Raw genomic sequence first — 23,504 nt, 5'->3', positions numbered from 1 at the left:
CAGGTGCAGAAGAAACAGAAAGTAATATTACTGGCATTGAGCCTAATATTGATTGTCATATGTATTATTGCATTAGGTTTAGGTGCTTATCACATACCTCCCCAAGATATTTTATCCATGTTGATGGCGAAGATAAATCATCCGGGATCTACCGATCAAAACAGCATGCACGCTGATGTTTTATTTGAGATCCGCATGCCACGTTTATTGCTGGGGATTTTGGTTGGTGCTGCTCTGGGTATTTCGGGTGCTGCCATTCAGGGGATTTTTCGAAATCCGCTTGCAGAACCCGGATTAATTGGTATTTCTTCGGGTGCCTCCTTATTCGCGGTATTGATCATTGCATTTGAAACGTTCCTGCTAACCTCACTTTCGGCCTGGATCGGTTATTATATTTTGGCATTTGGTGCATTTGCCGGAGCCGGATTGACGGCCTTTCTGGTTTATCGTATTGCCAGTAAAAATGGACGGCCCAACGTGACGACAATGTTGTTGGCAGGCATTGCCATTAATGCCTTTGCTGGCGCCCTAACAGGCTTAATGACTTATTTGTCTACAGAACAACAGCTCCGCACCATAACCTTTTGGATGCTTGGAAGTTTGGGCGGCGCAAGCTGGGAAAATTTATTGGCTGTAGGACCTTTTATCGGTATTTCTATAATAATCCTGCCTTTTTTCGGAAAATCATTGAATGCTTTTGCCTTAGGAGAACTGCAGGCGGATCTATTGGGCATGCGTACTGATCGTGTAAAAAGATTTGTGGTGGTCTTGTCTACATTGGCAGTAGGCGCTTCGGTGGCGGTATCGGGGATTATCGGTTTTGTAGGATTAATTGTTCCACATACGGTACGCCTGATGGGCGGCCCGGATCATCGTTTTGTGCTTCCGGGCTCATTGATCCTTGGTGCATTGGTGCTGACCCTGGCGGATGTTATCGCCCGGGTCTCAGTGGCGCCGATAGAATTGCCTATCGGTGTGATTACGGCCTTACTTGGAACACCGGTTTTTTTGTATATTTTAATCAAGGATAAATAGCCTTCCTTCGGATGTCTAACTAATATTGTCTTATGTTGCGTGTAGAGAAAATCAACTATGAGCTGAAAGGCCGAAAACTACTCAAGGACATCACCTTTCAGGTGCGTAAAGGTGAAGTCTTGGCTGTACTTGGTGCCAATGGGGCAGGGAAGTCCACCCTGATGGGGGTATTATGCGGAGAGAAAAAACCTGATTCCGGGCACATCTATCTTAACGGAAAATCCCTCTCTGCATACGATGCAGCAGCATTGTCCAGATGCAGGGCTATGTTAAGTCAGCAGCAACAGATGACATTAAGTTTTAAGGTGGAAGAGATTGTTTTAATGGGCAGATACCCTCATTATAGAAATACACCCACAGCGCATGACTATAAGGTGCTGGCCGAGACGATGGAACTCTGTGGTGTGACGGCTTTTGCCGATCGGGATTTTCTGAGTCTTTCGGGCGGGGAACAGCAGCGTGTTCACCTTGCCCGTGTGTTAGCACAGATATGGGATAATCCAGATGCGCTCTTATTATTAGATGAACCTATTTCTGCCCTGGACTTACATTATCAGCAAAAGGTGCTTGCTATAGCCAGAGCACTGGCCCGTAAGGGGTTTATGGTTGTTTTGGTTGTCCATGATGTTAATTTTGCAGCGATGTATGCCGACCGGATACTGATGCTCAAACATGGGCGCAAACTTTTTCATGGTACACCCGTAGAGGTTTTGGCGCAGCAGGAAATCTATACGATTTTTTCGGTTGAATCCAATGTGATCATGAATCCAAGGACATTAAAACCTTATGTTCAATTGGAGGAGATGGATATTGATCTGGAATAGACCAGACCATTTTGACATTGTGCCTGTCTACCAGGAGTTTATTTAGATAGATTATAAATAATTTTTATTTCCCACCCTAATTCGTTAATTTTAACTGCATCAGGCTTATTTGAATTGTAATCATGTTGGTGAAAAGTAAAATAGTTGAGTTGGCTGATTGGCTTTTTGAAGAAGAAATTCCAGACAGCTATGTGCCTGACAAACCTTTGGTAGAAAATAAAATCACGATCCATACGGAGCCCGTTCACATGGAAAATTTTCAGCTCTCTACCTCAGGCTTGTTTATATTGCATTCGAAAATGCAATTTGATCGGCCTGTACAGATATTGACTGAGATTGAAGGGGAGACCATTACCAGTCAATTTATCTTTTTTAAACCTACTGATAGCAAGCTGCCTTATGGCATGAGCCGGCACAATATCAGGTATATACCCTCTGTTAAATCGATACATGAAGTAGAGCCGGGTATAGAATATACCTATTTTATTGCGGTCATATCCAAGGAGTATTATCTCAATCTCATCAAGCGGGATTCTTTATTGCACCAGCAGTTTGTGCATGAAATTGAAAAAGGCGAATACACATCGTTTTCAGAAGAGGATCTGATGGCAACCTACGAAATGCAGCATACCATAGCGGAACTTATTGAATCCAAGAAAAAAGGTGAGATACGAAGGCTCCATACCGAATCTCGTATTGTTGAGTTGCTGATGTATCAATTTGAACAGTATAACGAGAAAAGTGAACAAGATGTCTCTTTATTCCACGAAGAGGATGTACAGCGCCTGGAACTGGCGCGGCAGATTCTCGAACAGCGCATTGCCAATCCGCCGACACAAAAAGAGCTGGCGGCAGAGGTATTAACCAGTGAAAGCAAGCTGCGAAAGGACTTTAAAGAATATTTTTCGGTGACAATCCATGATTATTTAACGAGAATACGAATGGAAAAAGCCAAAAGTTATCTATTGGATGATAAGATGACGGTTTATGAAGTTGCTTTGCTGACCGGATATGGTCATCAGAATAACTTTAGCAGCGCCTTTAAAAAATACTATGGAATATCTCCTGGCGAACTTAAAATGTAATTAGCTATTCTTTAGCGGTAGGATTATTTCGTCGTGTACAGCGAAACATGCATATTCCGATGGCATTTTTCGGCTATCCAATCCTGTAAATTTGCTAAATGCCGGTAAAATAATCTGTTGTGCAGAGACCCAAAAGCAGGGCAGACGGAGATGCTTGTTGGGTGGGAGTTTGATACTGATTCCCGGATGAATATGTCCGCTGATGCTGAAAGCCGAAGGGGCTGTTGTCGGTTCATGTACAAAGGAGATCTGCTCGAGCTCGAACTTGTCCTTGTGATAGATCAAATCAATCTGCTTCGCTAATTTCTCCACCATTCGATCATGGTTACCCAAGACCAGATGAAAATTGAGATCGGCATATTTTTGTTTAAACTCTTTCAGTAAAAAAACTTCCTGATTGATCCCCGCATGAATAAGGTCACCGACAACCAAAATATTCTCTGCTTTATAGTGATCTATTAATGTAGCTAATCTTTGCAGATCTAGGTTAGCTGTATCCGAAGGAATAGGAATGCCATGTTTACGAAAATGAGCAGCTTTACCAAGATGAAGGTCTGATAGAATCAGGGTGTTTTGTTTTGGCCAAAAGATAGTCCGTTGATTATTAAGGATGAGTTGTTGTTTATTGAATGTTATTAGCTGTTCCTGTATATTCATTTTCTTCGTCGGCGTTTTGATTTATTTGCATGCTCCATGCGTTGAATTCGTTCAATCAAGGCTTCACTGGAAAGGGATTGCCGTAAACTGTCCACTTTGATCGGGAAACTCAGCGGAGTATATTCCTCTACAAAGGTATAGATGATTTGGCTATTATTTATTCTTTCAAATGCTTTTATCAGACGGTATTCTTCCAATTGCTGATTGAATACTTCGGTGAAAGCTTGTTTTAACAATAAATTGTCAGGATCATGATCCATCAAAACACGAAATATAATACCCGAAGAAGCTTGTAAGGATTTGTTGTTTTGTTGGGTGCTGGGATAATTTTGGACCACCAATCCCGAAATTACGGCAATATCGCGAAATTTGCGGCTTGCCATTTCAGCGGAGTTGATACTACTGATCACATCTTGCATCAGATTTTCCCGGCTCAATATCTCGGTTAATTGCGCTTGATCCAATTGAATTTCTTTATCGGAAAAGAGTTCAAAACCATAGTCGTTCATGGCCATGGAGAAACTAATGGGATAGCGTTTGCTGATGCGGTAAGCGATCAGGGCAGCCATGACTTCATGGATCAAGCGGCCTTCCAACGGATAAAAGAATAAATGATGACCTTCATTGGTCTTAATATGTTCGACCAGAAATTGTGATTCATTGGGAACAGCCGAAAGACTTTGCTGCTGCTGGATCAATGGCGCCAGGAAGCGCAGTTCTTTTTCTGTATGGTTGGGAGCTTTCGCTTCTGCAAGTTTTTTACGTAAAAAATGGCTGAGATTGGATGAAAGGGGCAATCTGCCTCCCAGCCAGCTTGGAGTGATGGCCTTACCGGAAGAATTTTTGACAAATACAGTCATATCCTTAACCATAACAAGTTCAAGAATGCGGCCAGCAAGATTAAATCGTTCGCCTTTCTTCAGTTTACTGATAAAATATTCCTCAATCATACCGATATATCCGCCCGAGAGGAACTTTACGCGCATCATGGCATCGCCAACAATGGCACCGATATTCAGCCGATGGAGAAGGGCGATGCGCCTATTTTTTATAATCCAGTTACCATCGCTGTCTTGTACTACTTTGTGAAATTCCTCATAGCGTTTGCCGATTTTACCTCCCGCAGTGATAAAGTACATGCACCACTGCCATTCCTCATCTTCCATATAGCTAAATGCGTGGGTCCCGGCAACGATCTGCTGGAGCTCAGTCGATTGGAAGCCGCCTCCAAGGGCGATTGTCACCATAAACTGGACCAGCACATCGAAACTCTGGACCATGGGGTCGCGGTTTTCTATCGTTTGGGTTTTGACCGCTTCCTTTAAAGCAGCGACTTCAATAAGCTCCAGGGAATGTGTCGGAACGAAGTAGATAATGGATGTTTCGAAAGGGCTGTGGCCACTTCTTCCGGCGCGTTGCATAAATCTGGCGACACCTTTGCTTGACCCGATTTGGATGACGGTATCAACAGGCTTAAAATCCACCCCCAAATCGAGTGATGACGTGGATACCACTGCTTTTAGCCTTCCACTGCTCAGATTTTCTTCGATCCATTCGCGGATATGAGCGTCTACTGAACTGTGATGCAACGCAATCTGTCCCGCAAAATCAGGATGTGCTTGCAGTAATAGCTGATACCATAATTCACTTTGGCTACGCGTATTGGTGAAAAGGATCGTACTTTTGCTTTCGAGAATAATGGGGACGACCTGATTCACGAGATTGCCACCAAGATGTCCTGCCCAAGGAAGTAGTTCTACTTTATCTGGATAGATCGATTTGATGGCAATTTTCTTTTTCTCCTTTGCGATAATCTGGACGCGTTTTTTTTCTAATGGCAGCAGTACATCCATTGCTTGATCCAGATTGCCTATGGTGGCAGTTATACCCCAGATCCGAAGATGTGGATGCTGATGTTTTAAATATGACAAGGCCAGTTCTACCATGACACCGCGTTTATTTCCAATAAGTTCGTGCCATTCATCTACAGTAACGCAGCGGATGTTTTTGAAATATTTGTCACGTTGTTTTTGGGCGAGCAGGAGATGCAGGCTTTCCGGAGTCACCAAAAGAATATCCGGCATTGCTTTGGTCTGTTGTGCTCGGATCTTTGGATCGGTGTCCCCATTACGCACCTGTACAACCCAATCTAATCCAATATCGTCAATAGCGGTTTGCATTGCTCGGGCCAAATCCTTTGCCAAAGAGCGCAAAGGCGTGAGCCATAGTAATTTTAATCCTTTTTGATAGTGTTCAGGATGGTTCATGTAATCGATCAAGACAGCCATAAACACCGAAAACGTTTTGCCAAATCCTGTAGGGGCAATGACCATTCCGCTGTACCCCAGCATATATCGGTCCCAAGTCTTAACCTGGAAGCCAAAAGGAGTATTGCCTAAGGATTCAAAATAACGATTAACGATCTTGAATCCTTCACTGTGTATTATCTTCTGACTCAACTTTATGGTATTAATTTTTTGATGTTCTCTAATGTATCTATTTCATCGGCCTTTTTGTCCCTGCGCCAACGCAAAATTCGTGGGAAGCGCAAGGCTACACCAGATTTGTGGCGTTTACTGTAACCTATTCCCTCGAAGGCAATTTCAAATACCAGCTCGGGCTTGACAGTCCGTACAGGTCCGAATTTCTCTATTGCATGCTGTCGAACATAGCGGCTAACCTCAAGTATCTCTTTATCTGTAAGGCCTGAATAGGCTTTTGCGATGCTTACTAATTGATCACCATCTTTAACGGCAAAAGTGTAATCTGTGTAATGCGCACTTCTACGTCCGCTGCCTTTTTGTGCATATATTAATACTGCGTCAATGGTCATCGGATTGACTTTCCATTTCCACCAGCCACCCTTTTTCCGGCCAACATAATAAACAGAGTCTTTCTTTTTGAGCATAATGCCTTCGCTGTTTAACTCACGCGATGTAGCTTGTAAGGTTCGTAGCTCGGCCCAATTTTCGCAATGGATAAGTGGTGACAATTGGATTGTAGGTCCAACATTGGGTTGATACAACTGTTCCAATAATTTGCGTCTGTCCTGTAACGTTTCTGACCGGAGGTCTTTACCATCCAACTCCAATAGGTCATAGAGATAGGCAACAATAGGGACTTCTTCACGCAAAGATTTGGATATCACTTTGCGATTAATGCGTTTTTGTAGTTCATTAAAATTCAATATTTGTCCGTCTTTCGCTGCCAGAATTTCGCCGTCTAAAACAAAGCTTCCATTCCATTGTTTCAGTGCCTCGCTAATTTCCGGGAATTGTGAGGTGACCAGTTCTTCTCCTCTGGACCAGATAAAGATTTCGTCTCCTCTTTTGATCAGTTGTCCACGTATCCCATCCCATTTGTATTCGCATTGCCATGCCGAAATTGGACCAAGTTCTTCCACTTCTTTTTCAATGGGGTAAGCCAGACAGAAGGGGTAAGGTTTTGACAGGTTGGTATTGCTATATTCTCCGCGGACGAGTTTGTCAAACGCGAAGTCATGCGGATTCCACTCGCCCATAATGCTATGGGTAACAATGCTCGGCTCGATCTGAAAATGTGTCGCAATGGTATTTATTAATCCTTTGGAAGAGATCCCCAAACGAAAGCTACCGCCCAGCAGTTTGTTGAAAATAAAACGCTCAATTGTGTTGAGCCTATTCCAGGAGGCGAGTACAAATTCTTTTTTTTCTGCGAGTGAAGCATTTCCTATAAGCAGAATATCTTCCATCCAGTCGTTTAGACTTCTGTCTGTTTTCTCCAATGGTGGTGGCAATATCAAAGATAGGGTTTCGGAAAGATCTCCAACAGCTGCATAGGATTCGATAAATAACCACTCCGGAATACCTGTGATTTCCAATGCCCAAGTTTTGAGATCCTTTGTTGAAACCGGACGTCTAGGCCGTTTACCCGTCATTAAGGCCAAAAACCAGCGTTTGTCTTTCTCAGGGGCAAATGTTAGAAAGCGAATAATAGCTTCCTTTTTCAAGCTGGCTTTATTGCTGCTGTCCAAGGCATTGATTAAAGTTGCAAATTCTATCATACGCTTAGTTCTTCACCATAATCCGTGTTAACCTCTTCAGCAGCAATACCTATCTCATTCAGGTACTTACTAAATGAAGCTGTCTGTCCATGCGTCACATAGACTTTTTCGGCCTCACTTTCCTTTACTGCCTGCAACAATCCATTCCAATCCGCATGATCACTGATAGCAAAACCGGCATCTGCGCTGCGCCATCTGCGTGCGCCACGAATCTGCATCCAACCGGAACAGATCGCGTAGGCAACATGCGGTATCTTATGAAGTAGTTGTGTGTCCAGTAATGCTGGTGGTAGTAGTACGATCTTACCATCCAGTTGCTTCATGTCCGTCGTTGGGTCGATAATGTGATAAGGGGGTAAATTTATCCCCACATCCCTATAGGCCATATTTAATTTAGCGATACTGTAATGTACATATATTTCGCCCATATCTTTCACCGCATTTAATATCCTTTGAGACTTGCCTAATGAATAACCAATAAATACGGAAGTTTTTTTATATCCTTGATTGTGAGTGATCCATGTATTTAAACGTTGATTTTGGCTCCCAATACTTTCCCAACGATAGATTGGAAGACCAAAAGTACTTTCAGTAATTAATTCATGACATTTTACAGGTTCAAAAGGAGTGGAGAGTCCGTCATCCTGAAGCTTATAATCTCCGGTGAAAACAATTACTTTTCCTTTGTATTCCATACGTATCTGAGCCGAGCCAATAATATGCCCAGCAGGATGTAAAGAAATTTTTACACCGTTAATACGGATGGTTTGGTTGTAAGCTATGCCCTCCACCTGAATATCTGCGCCAATCCGGCTTTTCAATATGCCAACTGTAAAATGATGGCAAAGATACTTTTTCATCCCCGGTCGCGCATGATCTGCATGTCCATGGGTGATAATGGCAAGATCAACTGGTTGCCAGGGATCTAAGTAAAATTTGCCCGGAATACAATAAATACCTTTTGATGTGAATTGAATCATAGCGAATCCTTGTTTTTGACAACATGACTGCTGTTTGCAGCATGTTATGTATTCAAACAGGTAGGCATAAGTTAAAGTTTTGTTTATTTTTTAGCGAAAGCCGATCACAGTATTTACATTCCGGGCTAAGGAGATTTTTTGCCTGCAATCATTATAAGGTGGATTCAGTTAATTTTTTTACATTTGTTTACGTTGATCCTTAGTTTTAGCTCTCTATGATATTAATAGTTGATGATAACCCAGATAATATTTATTCGTTACAAAAGTTATTAGAATCCAAAAATTTTAAAGTTGATACCGCCCAGTCAGGTGAAGAAGCTTTAAAGAAAATTTTAAAATATAATTATGCTTTGATCATATTGGATGTACAGATGCCCAATATGGATGGTTTTGAGGTTGCCGAGAATATTGCGGGATTTAGCAAGACAAAGGAAACACCTATTATATTCCTGTCTGCTGTCAACACAGATAAACGCTTTATTACCAAAGGTTATGATTCTGGAGGCCTGGATTATGTGACCAAACCTGTAGATCCAGATATCCTGATGCTCAAAGTCAAAACATTCTATCGGTTGTATGAACAAACACAGGCTTTAAAGGATATCCAGTTAGCCTTGGAAAAGGAAGTAGAAGGAAGGAAACAGGCACAGAAAGAACTCCGTTCGAAAGTAGATTATCTACATACGCTATTGGAATCATTGCCTCAGATTGCATTTACCTGCGATCATCGTGGGAATATCGGATTTGTTAATGGTCGTTGGTTTCAATTTTCGGATAATGAGCAGGCATTCCCACAGACTCATCCCGATGATAAGCCAATTGCTGCCGAGTTGCAGGAAAGCCTTGATTCAGGTAAGCCGTTGGAAATGGAGGTGCGGGTCAAGAAGCGGGACGAACCAGGTTATTCTTATCAATTGTTAAGGGTATGGCCGATTCTAGAAAATGGGGAAAATAATTGGGTTGGAACCTTTACCAATATAGATGCTCAGAAGAAAGCTGAAAAAGAAAAGGATGAATTTTTGAGTATTGCCAGCCATGAACTCAAGACTCCGTTGACAAGTATAAAAGCGTATATGCAGTTACTTGACCGAAAATTAAAACTTGACGGAGACTGTGCAGAGGCGAAATACGTTAATAGAGTTCAGGATCAGGTGGAGAAACTCAATAGTCTGATCACAGATCTGCTCGATTTATCGAAAATCGACAATGGCAAATTAGGTATAAACAAAAAAGTTTTCTCGCTCGAGCGTATGGTTCAGAACGCTGTTGATTCCATCGTGCAGACCCATGACCAGAGCAAGATGGAACTCCATAGGCAAGGAGATATTTCGGGCTTAATGGTGTATGGGGATGAAATAAGACTGGAACAGGTGCTGGTTAATTTTTTGACCAATGCCTATAAATATGCAGCTGGGACAGAGAAAGTGATCGTTGATTGTAGGGTCATGGATGACTTTGTCAAAATAAGTGTAATAGATTTCGGGATCGGAATACCTGAAAGCAAGCTTTCTGAAGTTTTTAATAAGTTTTACCGTGTGGAAGAAACCTCTTTTGATTTTCAGGGGCTGGGAATAGGCCTTTATATCTGTTCGGAAATTATCCGTAGCCATCAAGGAACTATAGCTGTCGAAAGTTCAGCTGGGAAAGGGGCCACTTTTTATTTTACAATACCATTAAATCTGCCTACAGATGCCAAATAAAACACTGAATAACTTATCTATAGGAATTGGCTTGTCCTTATTTGTACTGTTGGTGAGTTCCACAGCCTCCTATCTAGGGATTAAAGAGCAGAATAAACACCGTCAGGAGTTGACCGCTACCCGGAAAATAATCAGTTTATCAAATATTATACTGAATTCCTTACAGGGGGCCGAAACGGGAAACCGGGGGTATCTGCTTACGGGTAAAGAGAATTACCTGGATCCATTTAATATGGCTCTAGCGAGTTTGCCGAACGAATTAAATGAAATAAAGGAACTTACGGAAGCAGATCCGATCCAGCGGAGCCGAGTAGATAGCTTGTTTACTGCTGTTCAATGGCGGTTGGCGGTATTAAAGGAGTCCGTAGACACCAAAAGAAAGGGCGGGACCGTCACTGTGGAGAAGTTGGATGAAAGTAAAACAGCGATGGATAAATGCCGTAATATTATCAAGGATATTATTCATTATGAAGATGATGATATAGACCGGAAAGCTGCCAATTTGGATAATTCTTCATTTATTACGACCCTGTTTATCGTTATCAGCGCTTTACTATCGCTGATTATCACAGCATATTTTTATTTTCGCTTAAGGGCAGATTTTCTTAGACGCTTGGCACTGGAAAAATCGCTGGTTGAAAAGGATGAGGGAATTGCTCGCAGGTTAAATCTGGTTCAAAATATTACCAACCGTATTGCTTCTGGAGACTACGATGTAAAAGCGGAGGATATTGAAGATGATGATCTAGGTGCGATTGCAAAATCTGTGAACCGGATGTCAAAATCCCTAAAAAAGTCCTTTGATAAGCTTCGGGATAATGACTGGTTACATATGGGCTATGCTGATCTCTACACAGGCCTGGTCGGTAATAAAACCGAAAGGTTGCTTGCAACGGATTCAATAAAAGGACTGGTAAATTATATTGGTGCAATTACTGGAGCAATATATATCTTTAATGAGGAGAAACTTGAACGATCGGGTTGCTATGGATTGGATCCGAAAGCGCAGCTATATTTTCTTCCAGGGGAGGGGTATGTGGGACAGGTATTTGTCGATAAGGAAACGAAAGTGATCAATAATATCCGTGAAGAAGATTATTTGGTCAGTTTTGCCTCTGGTAAAATCAATGTGCCGCATCTTATTTTTGTCCCCATTGTATCTGCAGATCAAGTGTTGGGTGTTTTGGAGATAGGACACCGTCAGCCGTTTACTGAATTAGAAGTGATTTTCCTGACCGAATCTGCCAGACAACTTGGCATCGCTCTTGCATCTGCAAAAGGCCGTGCCAAAATCCAGGCACTTTTGGAGGAAACACAGGTTCAATCGGAGGAGTTGTTGTCGCAGCACGCTGAACTTGAGAACCTAAATACAGAGTTAGAGGCCCAAACCTTGCGTTTACAGTCGTCTGAGGAGGAGCTTAAAGTTCAGCACGAAGAATTGATGCAATCTAATCAGGAATTGGAGGAACGTTCAAAATTGTTGGAAGACAAAAACCTTATGATTGCTGAGCGGAACCTGGAAATCCAACAGAAGGCCGAAGAACTCGCATTGAGTACAAAATATAAGTCTGAATTTTTGGCGAACATGTCTCATGAATTACGTACACCGCTAAATTCTATCCTGCTTCTTTCCCGTCTGCTATCCGAGAATAATGAACAGAACCTGAATGCGGACCAGATCGAATCGGCCAAAGTGATCCAGAGTTCCGGAACGAGTCTATTGACATTAATCGACGAGATATTGGATCTTTCAAAGATTGAATCCGGTAAAATGACCTTGGAATATGCGAACCTGAATATAAATGATATATGCGCAGATCTGAATAATTTATTCTTGCCAATCGTCAATGAGAAAGGCTTGGCCTTCACGATCAACATTGATCCGAAACTCAAACAAAATTTTCAGGGTGATCGGCTTAGAATAGATCAGGTGTTGCGTAATCTGATTTCCAATGCAATTAAATTTACTGCGACTGGCGAAGTTAGATTGGATATTTATGGCGATAGTGCGACAAAAGATAAAATTGTCTTTGCTGTAGTAGACTCCGGTATCGGAATACCCCTCGAGAAACAAAAGATAATTTTCGAGGCATTCCAACAAGCAGATGGGTCGACCCGGAGAAAATTTGGTGGTACAGGATTGGGTCTATCGATTAGTAGGGAGATCGCCCGTTTGCTTGGAGGAGAAATCAAGTTGACGAGTGAGGAAGGAAAAGGTAGTACATTTTCGTTTATCATACCGGATCATAAAGTTGAACTTGGTGAAGTCCAAACAAAGGAGCAACAGCTTGTGGAAGAGATCCACTCTGAAGTTGAGGAGGTACGTGAGCTCGTCACAGAAGATACTTATAATCCGGCTACCATACGTATACCAGAAGAATTACCTGATGATCGAAATAATATTACTGAAGGAGACAAGGTTATTCTGATTGTTGAAGATGATATCAATTTTGCCAAAGCATTATTGAAATATACACATAGCCAGCATTACAAGGGTGTTGTTGTGGTACGGGGAGATCATGCCCTGCCGGCCGCCAAGAAGTATCATCCGCAGGCTGTATTGTTGGATATTCAGTTACCGATTATGGACGGCTGGGCGGTGATGGATGAGTTAAAAGGTGATAAGGAGACACGCCATATTCCAGTACATATCATGTCGTCACTTGAAGTGAAGAAGGAAAGTTTGCTTAAAGGTGCAATTGATTTTATCAATAAACCCGTGGCCCTCGAGCAGATGACATCGGTGTTTCAGAAAATTGAATCCGCCTTAAGTAAATCGCCAAAAAAGGTTCTTATTGTTGAAGAAAATCCGAAACATGCACGTGCATTGGCTTATTTTTTAAGTAGTTTTGATATTTCACTTGAAGTAAAAGATAATGTTACAGATAGCATCAATGCACTGGGAACTGCTGAGGTAGACTGCGTAATTTTGGATATGGGTGTGCCTGATGAAATGGGATATAATACCCTGGAAGCTATTAAACAGCATGAAGGTCTCGAAAACTTACCAATAATCATATTTACGGGCAAAAATCTATCAAAATCCGAGGAACTAAAGATTAAAAAATATGCAGATTCGGTAGTCGTCAAGACCGCACATTCCTATCAACGTATCCTCGATGAAGTAGGCTTATTCCTACATTTGATTGAAACCAACAATTCGGATGATGTACGCCGGAAAAACAATGGTCTGGGTGCGTTGACCGATGTATTAAAAGGGAAGAAAGTACTGGTAGCTGATGATGATGTGCGTAATATATTTTCTATGACAAAAGCATTGGAAAAATTTCAGGTGCAAGTCATACCAGCAATGGACGGTAAGGAGGCACTGGAAGTGCTAAATTCAGGTGAAACAATTGATATTGTCCTAATGGATATGATGATGCCCGAAATGGATGGGTACGAAACGATTCGGAATATTAGACAGGAAGCTTCATTTGCTACATTACCTATTATTGCCGTTACGGCCAAATCTATGATTGGTGATCGGGAAAAATGTATACAAGCAGGAGCTTCAGATTATATATCAAAACCTGTTGATGTAGATCAGCTTTTGTCATTGTTACGGGTTTGGTTATACGAAAATTAATTGAGCGGCTTTAATGAATAGAAATAAAATAATATTAATTGTAGACGATGACAATCGGAATATTTTTGCGTTGGGTTTAACGTTAAAAGCGAAGGGATACCAGATCCTTAGTTGTACCATGGCAAAGGATGCAATTGAGTTATTAACGGCTGACAATCATGTTTCATTAGTTTTGATGGATATGATGATGCCCGAAATTGACGGATATGAGGCTATCCGTTTGATTCGCAGTTCAGCAGTTATTAAAGATATTCCGATTATCGCGGTTACTGCTCAAGCAATGAGCGGGGATCGCGAAAAATGTCTTGCAGCGGGTGCACAGGCTTATGTGTCGAAACCAATTGATGTGGATAAGTTAATAGTTGAAATTGAACAGTTGATCTAGCTATGTTGGGCCATAATATTATTAAGGATGAGGAGATAGATATTTTATTGGAAGATATCTACCAGCGCTATGGCTATGATTTCATGCAATATAGTCGGGCATCGATTAAGAGGAGGATCAACCGAATCATGACGAATGACCGATTTGCAAGTTTTGCGGAGCTACGATTCGCGCTGAAGGACAATCCAGCGTTTCTTCAACATTTTGTTGAAGAAATTACAGTGAATTTGACGGAAATGTTCAGGGATCCTTTATTTTTTCGCCAGTTGCGTGAGGAGATTTTGCCGCAGTTGGGAACCTATCCGCTTATCCGTATTTGGGTAGCAGGATGTTCAAGTGGCGAAGAAGCCTATTCACTTGCGATTTTATTGAAGGAGGCTAACCTGCATCATAAATCCTTAATCTATGCAACAGACATCAATCCGCGGGTGCTGGAAATAGCACGTAATGGAATCTATCCATTAAATCAGATTAAGTTATTTTCAGAAAATTATATGGAGTCGGGTGGGAAGCAGGACTTTTCTAATTATTATACGGCAAATTACGAATGGGCGAAATTTAATCCCGAATTGAAACAGAAGATCATCCTTTCAACCCATAATCTAGTGTCAGACACTTCATTTAACAGTTTTCAATTGATTTTGTGTCGCAATGTGTTGATTTATTTTAATAAGGATTTACAGGATCGTGTTTTTAAGCTCTTTGATGCGAGTCTGGAAAATTTGGGATACCTGGCCCTAGGCAGTAAAGAGACTATCCGTTTCTCGAGTATCCAGCAGAATTTCACCCCAATAGGAGATCAAAAAATTTGGAAAAAACTTTATTCGTTATAATATGGTTCTACTTAGAAATGAAATGATATTTAATCCATAGTAGCCCCTATAAAAGACATAAATTAAGCTATATGAGTAAAAGAAAAACTGTACTGATATTTGAAGATGATACAATTATTTTGGAGGTAATAACAGTCGTGCTAACAGATTTGGGGTTTCAGGTCGAGGTTTCGGAGACATCTCATGATATTATTCAAAAGGTGGAGTCTACAGAACCTAATCTTATTTTGATGGACAATTGGATTCCAAATATTGGAGGGGTAGAAGCGACCCGTCTTTTGAAGGCAGATGACCGGTTTAAACATATCCCGGTTATTTATGTGTCCGCTAACAATGATATAGAGTCATTAGCTGCCCGTGCCGGAGCAGACGATTTCCTGTCCAAGCCTTTTGATCTGGATGATCTTGAAGGTATCGTAAATAAATATATCTCATAGGATCCAACCATTGATCTATTTTATTAACCAACGAATGATAGCCTACAATTTTGTAGGCTTATTCCATTGTCTTTACAACTTGGTGAGTTTAAAAGTTGATAGATTTTTTGTTTGTATTATTGTTAGCTATTTTTTACTTTGATGCAATCGAATATTTTGTTTTATCGTGACAGAATATTTGAGTAAGGCGTCAATATTTTCATATAGGGGTAATTTTATCCTATATTTTATCTTAGCTGTATTTGCATCAACTTTGTTCTATTAAAACATATTTATATGAATGAAGTGACAATTATCGGACTTGGTCCGATGGGACAAGCAATGGCTAAGACTTACTTGAATAACGGGTATAAAGTAAGTCTTTGGAATCGTACCAAAAGTAAAGCAGACAACCTTGTGAAAGAAGGTTGTTTTTACGATCGTTCAATTACGGAAGTGATTAAAAGAAGTCAGCTAATATTAGTTAGCTTGACTAATTACGATGTTTTTTGGAGTATTTTAGAAAATTTGAAGACGGACCTGAATGGTAAAGTTATTGTTAACCTAAGTTCTGGTACACCTCAAGAAGCCCGCGAAGTTAGTCAATGGATTATACAGCAAGGGGGAAGCTTTCTTTCTGCAGGTATTATGGTGCCACCATCGTTAGTAGGTAAGGATGATCCGAATTCCTATACCTTCTATAGCGGTCCCAAAAAACTTTTTGAGCAATATCAGGCGGATTTAGCAGTTCTTACAACAACAGATTATAAGGGTGAAGATGTTGGTTTAGCTATGCTTTATTATCAAGCCATGCTCAATATTCTTTATACATCAATGACAGGTGTTATTCAAAGTTATGCCCTGTTGAAAGCGGGAAAAATTAATGCGATAGATTTTGAACCATATACGCATGAATTTCTAAAATTTTTACCGACTTTGATACAGCAGGCAAATATCGCTGCGGAAATCGATACAAAAAATTATGATGGTTCACAACAGAATCTTAAGATGATGTTAGCGGGAGCCAAACACGTAACGGAAACAGCCAAGGAAGCAAATATTGACTTTTCGGTACCCAAAAGTATTGAAGCATTATTCCAAAATACGGTTAACGACGGATTTGGTGGAAATAGTACAGCAAGTATTTTTGAGACACTCTATGCCAACGGGGATTAAGATAGCCTCTTTTTATTCATTAATTCCTTGAAAGAAGACAGGTGGCCTTTTCCCCACCTGTCCATTTCGAATATGATTGGTAAAAGGGAACAGCCTAATTCGGTCAAGGAGTATTCAACTTTTAGTGGTAGCTGTGCATAGATTGTTCTTTGGATGATGCCATGGAACTCTAATTCTCGAAGTTGTAGGTCTAAAACTCGTCTGTTTGCTTCGGGCATGGCTTTTTGTAATTCACTTGGCCGTTGAATACCAGAATTTATTAGAAACAAAACATATGTTTTCCATTTTCCACCGATGATCTCCATCAAAACAGCCATGCCACAATCGTAGTTTTTAGGAATTTTCTTTTCGTACATAATCTACCCTCAATATACTACAATGATACTAATAATATGCAAAATTTATAAAACTTACCGATAAAAAAGTTCGAACTCCGGCCAGCGCTTCTGGTTCGAATCCGAATACAATGAAACAAGCCTTTCATTTCTGAAAGGCTTGTTCTGCGGAGAGTGAGGGATAATAACATGATCCCAATGGGAGGAGGCTTCATCATAAAATAAAGCCATTCACTCCGTTCATTTTTTTTCCGTTTAATACTTTTGATTAAACATTGTTTGCAAAGTCTATAAACGAGAAAACCCGACTATCGTCGGGCTTTGTTTTTGCTGGCGGAGAGTGAGGGATTCGAACCCCCGAACCTGTGACAGTTAACGGTTTTCAAGACCGCCGCATTCGACCACTCTGCCAACTCTCCGCGACAAAAGTACGAATTTTTGCTCTCCTGCCAAATTTTATTTCAGAAATACTTCTTAATTTGCTTTTATAAACTGGATATCAGCGCTAAATTTTACTTCATCACTCACCATGACACCACCTGTTTCTAAAGCTGCATTCCAATTAAGCCCGAACTCTGAACGTTTGACCTTCCCTTCTACGACAAATCCCGCTTTGCTATTTCCCCAAGGGTCTTTTTGAATTCCTGCAAATTCCAGGTCAAAAACCACAGGACGAGTTACGTCACGGATAGTCAGATTTCCTTTAATCTGTTCGTTCGCTAAGCCCGTTGTTTCAAATGTTATTGCAGGATATTTTTCGACATCAAAAAAATCAGCACTTTTTAAGTGCCCGTCCCGTTGTTCATTTCGTGTGTTGATGGATGCTGTTTCGATAGTTACCTTTGCAAGTGCATTCTCAAAGGTATCATCCGCTGTATTAAGATCGATTTTAAAACTGTCGAAGTTTCCTTTGACATTAGTGATCATCATGTGTTTTACTTTGAATTCTATTTCGCTATGTGCAGCGTCCAATTCCCATTTTCCTTGTGCCATAATTTTTGTGTTTTCTTATTTGTTTACAACACAAAGGTAACAGCAACCTTTTGGTTTTTGTTTGACCTAGATCAATAAAATAATCTTGTTGAAAAGCAATCAGTTATTGGAAAACCGAAAAAAAAAGCAGATGATATTTTGGAATTGTTGAACAAATGTCTACTTTTGCATTACCGAAAACGACGCGCCAATAGCTCAGCTGGATAGAGCATCGGTTTTCTAAACCGACGGTCTCAGGTTCGAATCCTGATTGGCGTACAGAATCGCAAAAAGTCCTTAATATGAATATTAAGGACTTTTTTATTTACTAGTATCTATAGCCTATATGAGCTGGATATCGACTCAATTATAAAATATTTACACTGCGCGTTTTCTTTTCAATTTGTTCCTTTTATAAAAAATAGAACTGTTTTTTACGTAGAAACGTAGGCAGAGGATTAAATTGGTTGACTAAATAAGTTCACAGCGCTTTTATAAGGTATTAGGTATTCGTTTTTTGTATTTTAGTCAACTTTGAAATATACTCGGTTTGGCGTATTATTGCTGACCGAAGGAAATTTTTTAAGGTCCAACTGGCAGTTGAACTAATGATCTAAATAGATAGAATATGGATGAAATATTCAAACAGCAAGTGTACGAATTGGCAAGACTGATCCCAAAAGGACGTGTTTCAACTTATGGAGCAATTGCGAAAGCGCTAGGTTATCCAAATCATTCCCGCCATGTTGGAAAAGCGATGGGGGGATGCCCCAAAGATGTGCCTGCACATCGGGTGATTTCGAGCAGTGGAGTATTGTCGGTCCCTGCATTTGAGGCTAAATTGGAAAACGAAGGCGTTGTAATTAACAATCTCCGCATTAAGGATTTTAAAAAGATATTTTGGAATCCAATGGATGAAATTTAATAAAATTGATAAAAGATGAAATACTGTGCATTTCTACGGGGGGTAAATGTTAAGGGGACAAACATGAAGATGGCCGATGTATGCCGGGTCTTTAGAGAAGCTGGAATGGAGGATGTGAGCTCAGTGCTGGCTTCTGGAAATATTGTTTTTTCTTCAGAAAGATCTGTCGACGAACTTAAAGTAATTTTGGAAGAAGCGATGTCCAATTATTTTTCCTATGAAGCCTTCCTTTTTATTAAGTCGCAAGCAGAAACTGCTCTTTTTTGGAGTAGTATTCCTTTTGAAAGACATCCTGATTTTCATATTTATACTTTTGTAGGTTTACAGGGAATAGAAGAGGTGCTGATGGACGAATTCAATCGTAGTATAAAAGCAGATAATGAAAAAGCTGATGTGGTCAATGGACTGTTTTACTGGTATGTGCCCAAAGGAAATACATTGGATTCAACATTTGGGAAAATATTAGGTAAGAAAAGCCTGAAGGATAAATTCACCAGTAGGAATGTAAATACATTTGAGAAAATTTTAAAACTCATGCATTAGCGCAATTTGAGTTTATTTCATGAAGTCTATTAAAAAAAGCGTATTGATTTGTCTTCCGAACATCAATACACTTTTTTAATGTAGTTCATATTTCGTTAAGCTTTATTAAGCTCAGCAGATTGTGCCCATATATTGATGTGGCCATCTTTCGCATATAGATCAATTTCTCGGATTTCTTCTGAAGTAAACGATAGGTTTTCGAGCGCGCCTACGCAGTCGATGACCTGTTGAGGTCTGGATGCGCCGATTAGTGCTGAAGTTACCTGTTGTTTCCGAAATACCCAAGCGATGGCCATTTGGGCTAAAGACTGTCCTCTACGTTGCGCAATAGCATGAAGTGCCTGGATATTCTGTCTGTTCTCCTCGCTCAAAAACTTGGTCTGCAAAGATTTTGACTGTGATGCCCTGCTGTCCTGTGGAATATGATGTAAATACTTATCCGTGAGCATGCCCTGAGCGAGTGGTGAAAAAACAATGGAGCCAATTCCGATTTCATCCAATGTGTCCAATAGCCCGTCCGACTCAACCCATCGGTTTAACATTGAATAGCTGGGTTGGTGAATAATAAACGGTGTTCCTAATGATTTCAATATCGCATAAGCTTCTTTGGTGCGTTGCGAATTATAGGACGAAATACCGATATAAAGGGCTTTGCCATTCCGAACAAGTTGATCGAGGGCCATCATGGTTTCTTCCAGCGGGGTGTTTGGGTCGAAGCGATGTGAATAGAAAATATCAACATAATCTGTTCCTAAGCGTTTTAATGATTGGTCGCAACTGGAAATAATATATTTTCTGCTGCCCCATTCACCATAGGGACCATCCCACATATGGTAGCCTGCCTTTGAAGAGATAATGAGCTCATCCCTATACCCAGCGAATTGTTGTTTGAGAATCTGTCCAAATGCTATTTCTGCACTACCTGGGGGAGGCCCATAGTTATTGGCAAGGTCAAAATGAGTGATTCCCAGATCAAAAGCTGTTGTACAGATATCAACTTTGGTTTGATGAGCTGTGTCATTTCCAAAGTTGTGCCATAGACCTAAAGAAATAGCTGGTAACTGAAGACCGGATTTACCACAACGATTGTATATCATCTGTTTGTAGCGTTCAGGGTTAGGGGTATACTGCATAGATTTGAATTGTTATAGTCAAATATAACAATAAACAGATTTCCTCGAATTGAAATTTAATGTATTTTTATACGAAATTTTGAATAAGTCGATGCGACCAAAAGATATGAGAAAAATTACGCTGATTATAGCAATTGTGTTCATCTGGATGAGTAACACTAATGCACAGTCAAAACGATTGTTATTTAAAACCGCATTTGGAGAATTTAAGGTGGTACTCTATGATTTCACACCCAATCATCGTGATCTGATGTTAAAGTCGATTAAGGACAGTGTTTATCAGGGGGCATTATTCAATCGTATAATTGAAAATTTTGTGGTGCAAGGTGGAGAACATGATATCGATATCGAAAAGAAGGAAGCGGCAGATCCTCAGCATCGCAAACCTCGTTTGGCGGCTGAGTTTGACCAACGCGCTTTTCACAAAATGGGCGCGTTGGGGGCGGGACGTGACGGTAACCCTGAAAAGGCATCTTTCCTGAATCAGATCTATTTTGTCGTTGGTAAAAAGATTAACTCCGCAGAACTGGATGGTCTGGAAACTAAAAAGGGCATAAAATACAGTAAGGAGCAGCGTGAAGAATATTTATTGCATGGTGGCCAACCTAGACTTGATCAAGATTTTACAGTCTTTGGTGAAATATATCAGGGCTTGGATGTAATCTTGAAGATCAGTCGGTCGAAAACAGATCAACAGGATTTTCCGCTGGAAAGGGTGCCTTTCAGTATAGTGGAAATCAAAGAATAAAACCATCTTGAAAAAGATGGTTTTCCCTTTAAGATAGCACTTTTTTTATATATGATTTTTATTTGTTGTGTTGTTCAAATTCCTCTTTTAATTTTTCGTAGCGTTCTTTCCATTCATTAGGCAGTTTGTCGGGGATATTTTTCAGACTTTTCAACTGAAACGCAAATACGCAGGCTGCAAAACCGACTGTACTAAGCGCCATTCCTGTCCAAATTACAAGGGAAAAGCCGGCGAAAATTGGGTTCCATAGGAGAATAAAACTAAAGATAATGCCCAATATTGCAAATAGGGTGATCCAGCCCCAGGATTTACTTCCATAATTTTTCAGGTCAAAGGAGAAGGATAATAATTGAACGGATCTGAACAAAGCATAAAATCCGACAATAAAAGCCAAAGTGCTTGCAGACAATAGGGGATTGGTCATGAGTAAAATTCCGAATAAGACATAAAGGATGCCACCGGTAAGGTACCAGCCCCAACCATCCACTTCATTTTTGTTTTGTAAGGCAAAGATAATTTCAAGTATCCCCGACACAATGAATGACCAAGAAAACAAAATACTCAAGGCAAGAAAGGATGTGATCGGCGTAGCTATCGTATAGAAGCCTAATAAAATTAAAAGAATTCCAATAATAAGCGGTATATACCAATGTTTAACGGAGGATCTGATCGTTTTTAAAAATGAATGTGCCATAATCGTGTTTTTAAATTTAAATTTTTGCGGTCTCTCAAAAATTTGTGACATGCTACGCAATATTGATTTTAGCATTTGCTAAACTTCAGTCCTGTTTAACGCTAATTGGTTCAAATACTCTTTCAATAATACGATAGTTCTCCTCTGCAAACGCTTTGTTTCGGCATATTGCATTTTGAGTAGGCCTCATGATATGAATTGTTGTATTATTAACAGCTATCCTAATCTTTTGTTTCGGGGAAAGCTTATATTTCTTTTTTAGTGCTGAATCGTGCAAACATCAGTAGATGTGCTAAGGATATCACTCTACAGATACCGAGAGGCTGAGTACATTTCCGGTAAAATTCAGGGGTAATGATGGTGAGATTAAAGGGAATAGGAAAAAAAGAGTCCGCCGACCTAGTTTCGTTGGGCGGACTCTATAGCGTATATTTTAGATTCCTTTCGATAATCTAGAATGCGACTTTTTTGGGATCAGATCCAGAGAACCCCATTGCTGGTAATGCCCGAATCATTCGAATATCCTCGTCCGTAAGATCGAAACTGTCAACAGCTAAGTTTCGTTTAATATTTGTCGGATTGGTGGATTTTGGAAGCGGTAAAATACCTTGTGAAAGTGCAAATTTAATACAGATTTGCCCAATACTGGTAGCTTTTTGTTCTGCTAAAGCAATCAGGGTTTCGTTCTGTAATATCCTTCCTGAGCCTAGTGGAGACCAGGCCTGCACCAGTATGTCATTTGATTTGCAAAAGTCAACAGTTTCCTGTTGCAGATAACCTGGATGAAATTCGATTTGATTGACGCTAGGTACGATAGTTGCCGTCTCCAGTAATTTCGCCAGGTATTCTTTTGGAAAATTGCTAACCCCGATCGCTTTTACTTTTCCTTGTCCGTATAAATATTCAAAGGCTCTCCAGGTATCGGCATTAATAGTCGCCCAATCTTCAAATTGAGTTTCGTTAGCCGGCCAGTGAATCAAATAGAGGTCTATATATTCCAAGCCCAGATCTGTAAGAGATTTTTCAAATGCAGCGATGGTTCTGTCATAACCACGTTCGGTATTCCATAACTTGGTTGTTATAAACAGAGTATTACGATCTATTCCGCTATCCTTGATCGCCCTGCCCACACTTTTTTCATTTCCATAAATAGCAGCCGTGTCAATATGCGTGTATCCTACTGCCAATGCTTCTTTAACAGCTTGATATGCGTCTTCTCCTTCCGGAATTTGCCAGGTTCCAAATCCAATTGCTGGAATATCTATCCCATTGTTCAATTTGAATGATTTCATGCTTAATAGTATTTTTTATCTGACTAAATTAGGATTTCAATTGAATTATCCCGTCACTGAAATGTCAAGAGGGCTGTCCTTTAAAATGGAGAGACCAAGTTATTCTGTATTGCCAAAATATATTTATTTTCACATTTTTA

General features: G+C 40.3%; 21 protein-coding genes and 2 tRNA genes. 13 read left to right on the top strand and 10 right to left on the bottom strand.

The genetic code is table 11. The annotated features are described in order from the left end of the window. The first annotated feature begins 3 nt into the window (after window positions 1-3). From ACK8HY_RS05655 to ACK8HY_RS05645, 3 genes are all read left to right on the top strand, one after another. Window positions 4-1,035: a FecCD family ABC transporter permease gene (locus tag ACK8HY_RS05655; protein ID WP_077432981.1), complete on the top strand. Its 1,032-nt coding sequence runs from the start codon at window positions 4-6 to the stop codon at window positions 1,033-1,035. A 32-nt stretch (window positions 1,036-1,067) separates the two neighbouring features. After that, on the top strand, window positions 1,068-1,859 hold the full coding sequence (locus ACK8HY_RS05650) for a heme ABC transporter ATP-binding protein (RefSeq protein WP_416133025.1): 792 nt from the start codon (window positions 1,068-1,070) through the stop codon (window positions 1,857-1,859). A gap of 122 nt (window positions 1,860-1,981) precedes the next feature. Next, window positions 1,982-2,944: a helix-turn-helix transcriptional regulator gene (locus ACK8HY_RS05645; protein ID WP_077432983.1), complete on the top strand. Its 963-nt coding sequence runs from the start codon at window positions 1,982-1,984 to the stop codon at window positions 2,942-2,944. On the opposite strand, the gene pdeM is transcribed toward ACK8HY_RS05645, so the two are convergent. From pdeM to ACK8HY_RS05625, 4 genes are read right to left on the bottom strand one after another with little or no spacing between them, the layout of a single operon-like run. Then, window positions 2,945-3,601 (bottom strand): ligase-associated DNA damage response endonuclease PdeM, encoded by a 657-nt coding sequence (gene pdeM, locus ACK8HY_RS05640; protein WP_416133024.1) that lies wholly within the window; start codon window positions 3,599-3,601, stop codon window positions 2,945-2,947. It lies immediately after the preceding gene. Further along, window positions 3,598-6,060: a ligase-associated DNA damage response DEXH box helicase gene (locus tag ACK8HY_RS05635; RefSeq protein WP_416133023.1), complete on the bottom strand. Its 2,463-nt coding sequence runs from the start codon at window positions 6,058-6,060 to the stop codon at window positions 3,598-3,600. The genes pdeM and ACK8HY_RS05635 overlap by 4 nt, the downstream gene beginning before the upstream one ends. A 2-nt stretch (window positions 6,061-6,062) precedes the next feature. Continuing rightward, window positions 6,063-7,643 carry an ATP-dependent DNA ligase gene (locus ACK8HY_RS05630; protein ID WP_416133022.1) on the bottom strand — a complete coding sequence of 527 codons (1,581 nt, stop codon included), beginning with the start codon at window positions 7,641-7,643 and terminating at the stop codon, window positions 6,063-6,065. Beyond that, window positions 7,640-8,623 carry a ligase-associated DNA damage response exonuclease gene (locus ACK8HY_RS05625; protein WP_416133021.1) on the bottom strand — a complete coding sequence of 328 codons (984 nt, stop codon included), beginning with the start codon at window positions 8,621-8,623 and terminating at the stop codon, window positions 7,640-7,642. Before ACK8HY_RS05625 ends, ACK8HY_RS05630 begins: the two co-directional genes overlap by 4 nt. Window positions 8,624-8,838: 215 nt before the next feature. Between ACK8HY_RS05625 and ACK8HY_RS05620 the strand changes: the two genes are divergently transcribed. The 6 genes from ACK8HY_RS05620 (at window position 8,839) to ACK8HY_RS05595 (ending at window position 16,722) form a co-directional block, all read left to right on the top strand. Then, entirely contained in the window at window positions 8,839-10,323 is a 1,485-nt protein-coding gene (locus ACK8HY_RS05620; protein ID WP_416133020.1) for an ATP-binding protein, read from the top strand. After that, entirely contained in the window at window positions 10,313-13,912 is a 3,600-nt protein-coding gene (locus ACK8HY_RS05615) for a response regulator (RefSeq protein WP_416133019.1), read from the top strand. The genes ACK8HY_RS05620 and ACK8HY_RS05615 overlap by 11 nt, the downstream gene beginning before the upstream one ends. A gap of 13 nt (window positions 13,913-13,925) precedes the next feature. Continuing rightward, window positions 13,926-14,297 carry a response regulator gene (locus tag ACK8HY_RS05610; RefSeq protein WP_077432990.1) on the top strand — a complete coding sequence of 124 codons (372 nt, stop codon included), beginning with the start codon at window positions 13,926-13,928 and terminating at the stop codon, window positions 14,295-14,297. A gap of 2 nt (window positions 14,298-14,299) precedes the next feature. Beyond that, window positions 14,300-15,130 (top strand): CheR family methyltransferase, encoded by an 831-nt coding sequence (locus ACK8HY_RS05605; RefSeq protein WP_416133018.1) that lies wholly within the window; start codon window positions 14,300-14,302, stop codon window positions 15,128-15,130. A 71-nt stretch (window positions 15,131-15,201) separates the two neighbouring features. Beyond that, a complete protein-coding gene (locus tag ACK8HY_RS05600; RefSeq protein ID WP_077432993.1) occupies window positions 15,202-15,567 on the top strand; it encodes a response regulator in 366 nt (121 codons plus the stop codon). Between the two features lie 276 nt (window positions 15,568-15,843). Next, entirely contained in the window at window positions 15,844-16,722 is an 879-nt protein-coding gene (locus tag ACK8HY_RS05595) for an NAD(P)-dependent oxidoreductase (protein WP_416133017.1), read from the top strand. On the opposite strand, the gene ACK8HY_RS05590 is transcribed toward ACK8HY_RS05595, so the two are convergent. From ACK8HY_RS05590 to ACK8HY_RS05580, 3 genes are all read right to left on the bottom strand, one after another. After that, window positions 16,719-17,078, bottom strand: coding sequence for a winged helix-turn-helix transcriptional regulator (locus ACK8HY_RS05590; protein ID WP_416133016.1), 360 nt, complete (start codon window positions 17,076-17,078; stop codon window positions 16,719-16,721). The two genes, ACK8HY_RS05595 and ACK8HY_RS05590, sit on opposite strands and share 4 nt — an antisense overlap. Before the next feature lie 310 nt (window positions 17,079-17,388). Continuing rightward, window positions 17,389-17,476, bottom strand: a tRNA-Ser gene (locus tag ACK8HY_RS05585). Window positions 17,477-17,531: 55 nt separating this feature from the next. After that, window positions 17,532-18,050 (bottom strand): YceI family protein, encoded by a 519-nt coding sequence (locus ACK8HY_RS05580; RefSeq protein WP_416133015.1) that lies wholly within the window; start codon window positions 18,048-18,050, stop codon window positions 17,532-17,534. Window positions 18,051-18,234: 184 nt separating this feature from the next. Between ACK8HY_RS05580 and ACK8HY_RS05575 the strand changes: the two genes are divergently transcribed. The 3 genes from ACK8HY_RS05575 (at window position 18,235) to ACK8HY_RS05565 (ending at window position 19,497) form a co-directional block, all read left to right on the top strand. Continuing rightward, a tRNA-Arg gene (locus ACK8HY_RS05575) sits at window positions 18,235-18,308 on the top strand. 349 nt (window positions 18,309-18,657) lie between these two features. After that, the gene (locus tag ACK8HY_RS05570; RefSeq protein WP_343559140.1) at window positions 18,658-18,954 is read left to right on the top strand and encodes an MGMT family protein; all 297 of its coding nucleotides are present in this window, start codon (window positions 18,658-18,660) and stop codon (window positions 18,952-18,954) included. Window positions 18,955-18,969: 15 nt separating this feature from the next. Next, window positions 18,970-19,497, top strand: a complete 528-nt coding sequence (locus ACK8HY_RS05565; RefSeq protein WP_077432999.1) for a DUF1697 domain-containing protein — start codon at window positions 18,970-18,972, stop codon at window positions 19,495-19,497. A gap of 95 nt (window positions 19,498-19,592) precedes the next feature. On the opposite strand, the gene mgrA is transcribed toward ACK8HY_RS05565, so the two are convergent. Further along, a complete protein-coding gene (gene mgrA, locus ACK8HY_RS05560) occupies window positions 19,593-20,630 on the bottom strand; it encodes an L-glyceraldehyde 3-phosphate reductase (protein ID WP_077433001.1) in 1,038 nt (345 codons plus the stop codon). A 106-nt stretch (window positions 20,631-20,736) separates the two neighbouring features. Here mgrA and ACK8HY_RS05555 point away from each other — a divergent pair, with 106 nt between their 5' ends. After that, a complete protein-coding gene (locus ACK8HY_RS05555; RefSeq protein ID WP_416133014.1) occupies window positions 20,737-21,378 on the top strand; it encodes a peptidylprolyl isomerase in 642 nt (213 codons plus the stop codon). A gap of 58 nt (window positions 21,379-21,436) precedes the next feature. Here the strand turns inward: ACK8HY_RS05555 and ACK8HY_RS05550 are convergent, their stop codons facing one another. Both ACK8HY_RS05550 and ACK8HY_RS05545 read right to left on the bottom strand, forming a co-directional pair. Further along, window positions 21,437-22,072 carry an HdeD family acid-resistance protein gene (locus ACK8HY_RS05550; RefSeq protein ID WP_416133013.1) on the bottom strand — a complete coding sequence of 212 codons (636 nt, stop codon included), beginning with the start codon at window positions 22,070-22,072 and terminating at the stop codon, window positions 21,437-21,439. Window positions 22,073-22,524: 452 nt separating this feature from the next. After that, entirely contained in the window at window positions 22,525-23,364 is an 840-nt protein-coding gene (locus ACK8HY_RS05545; RefSeq protein ID WP_416133012.1) for an aldo/keto reductase, read from the bottom strand. Window positions 23,365-23,504 lie beyond the last annotated feature (140 nt).

The organism is Sphingobacterium sp. NGMCC 1.201703, assembly GCF_047784615.1.
Taxonomy (GTDB): Bacteria; Bacteroidota; Bacteroidia; order Sphingobacteriales; family Sphingobacteriaceae; genus Sphingobacterium.
Note: the sequence above shows the minus strand (reverse complement) of the source record. Positions and strands in the feature narration are given on the sequence as shown.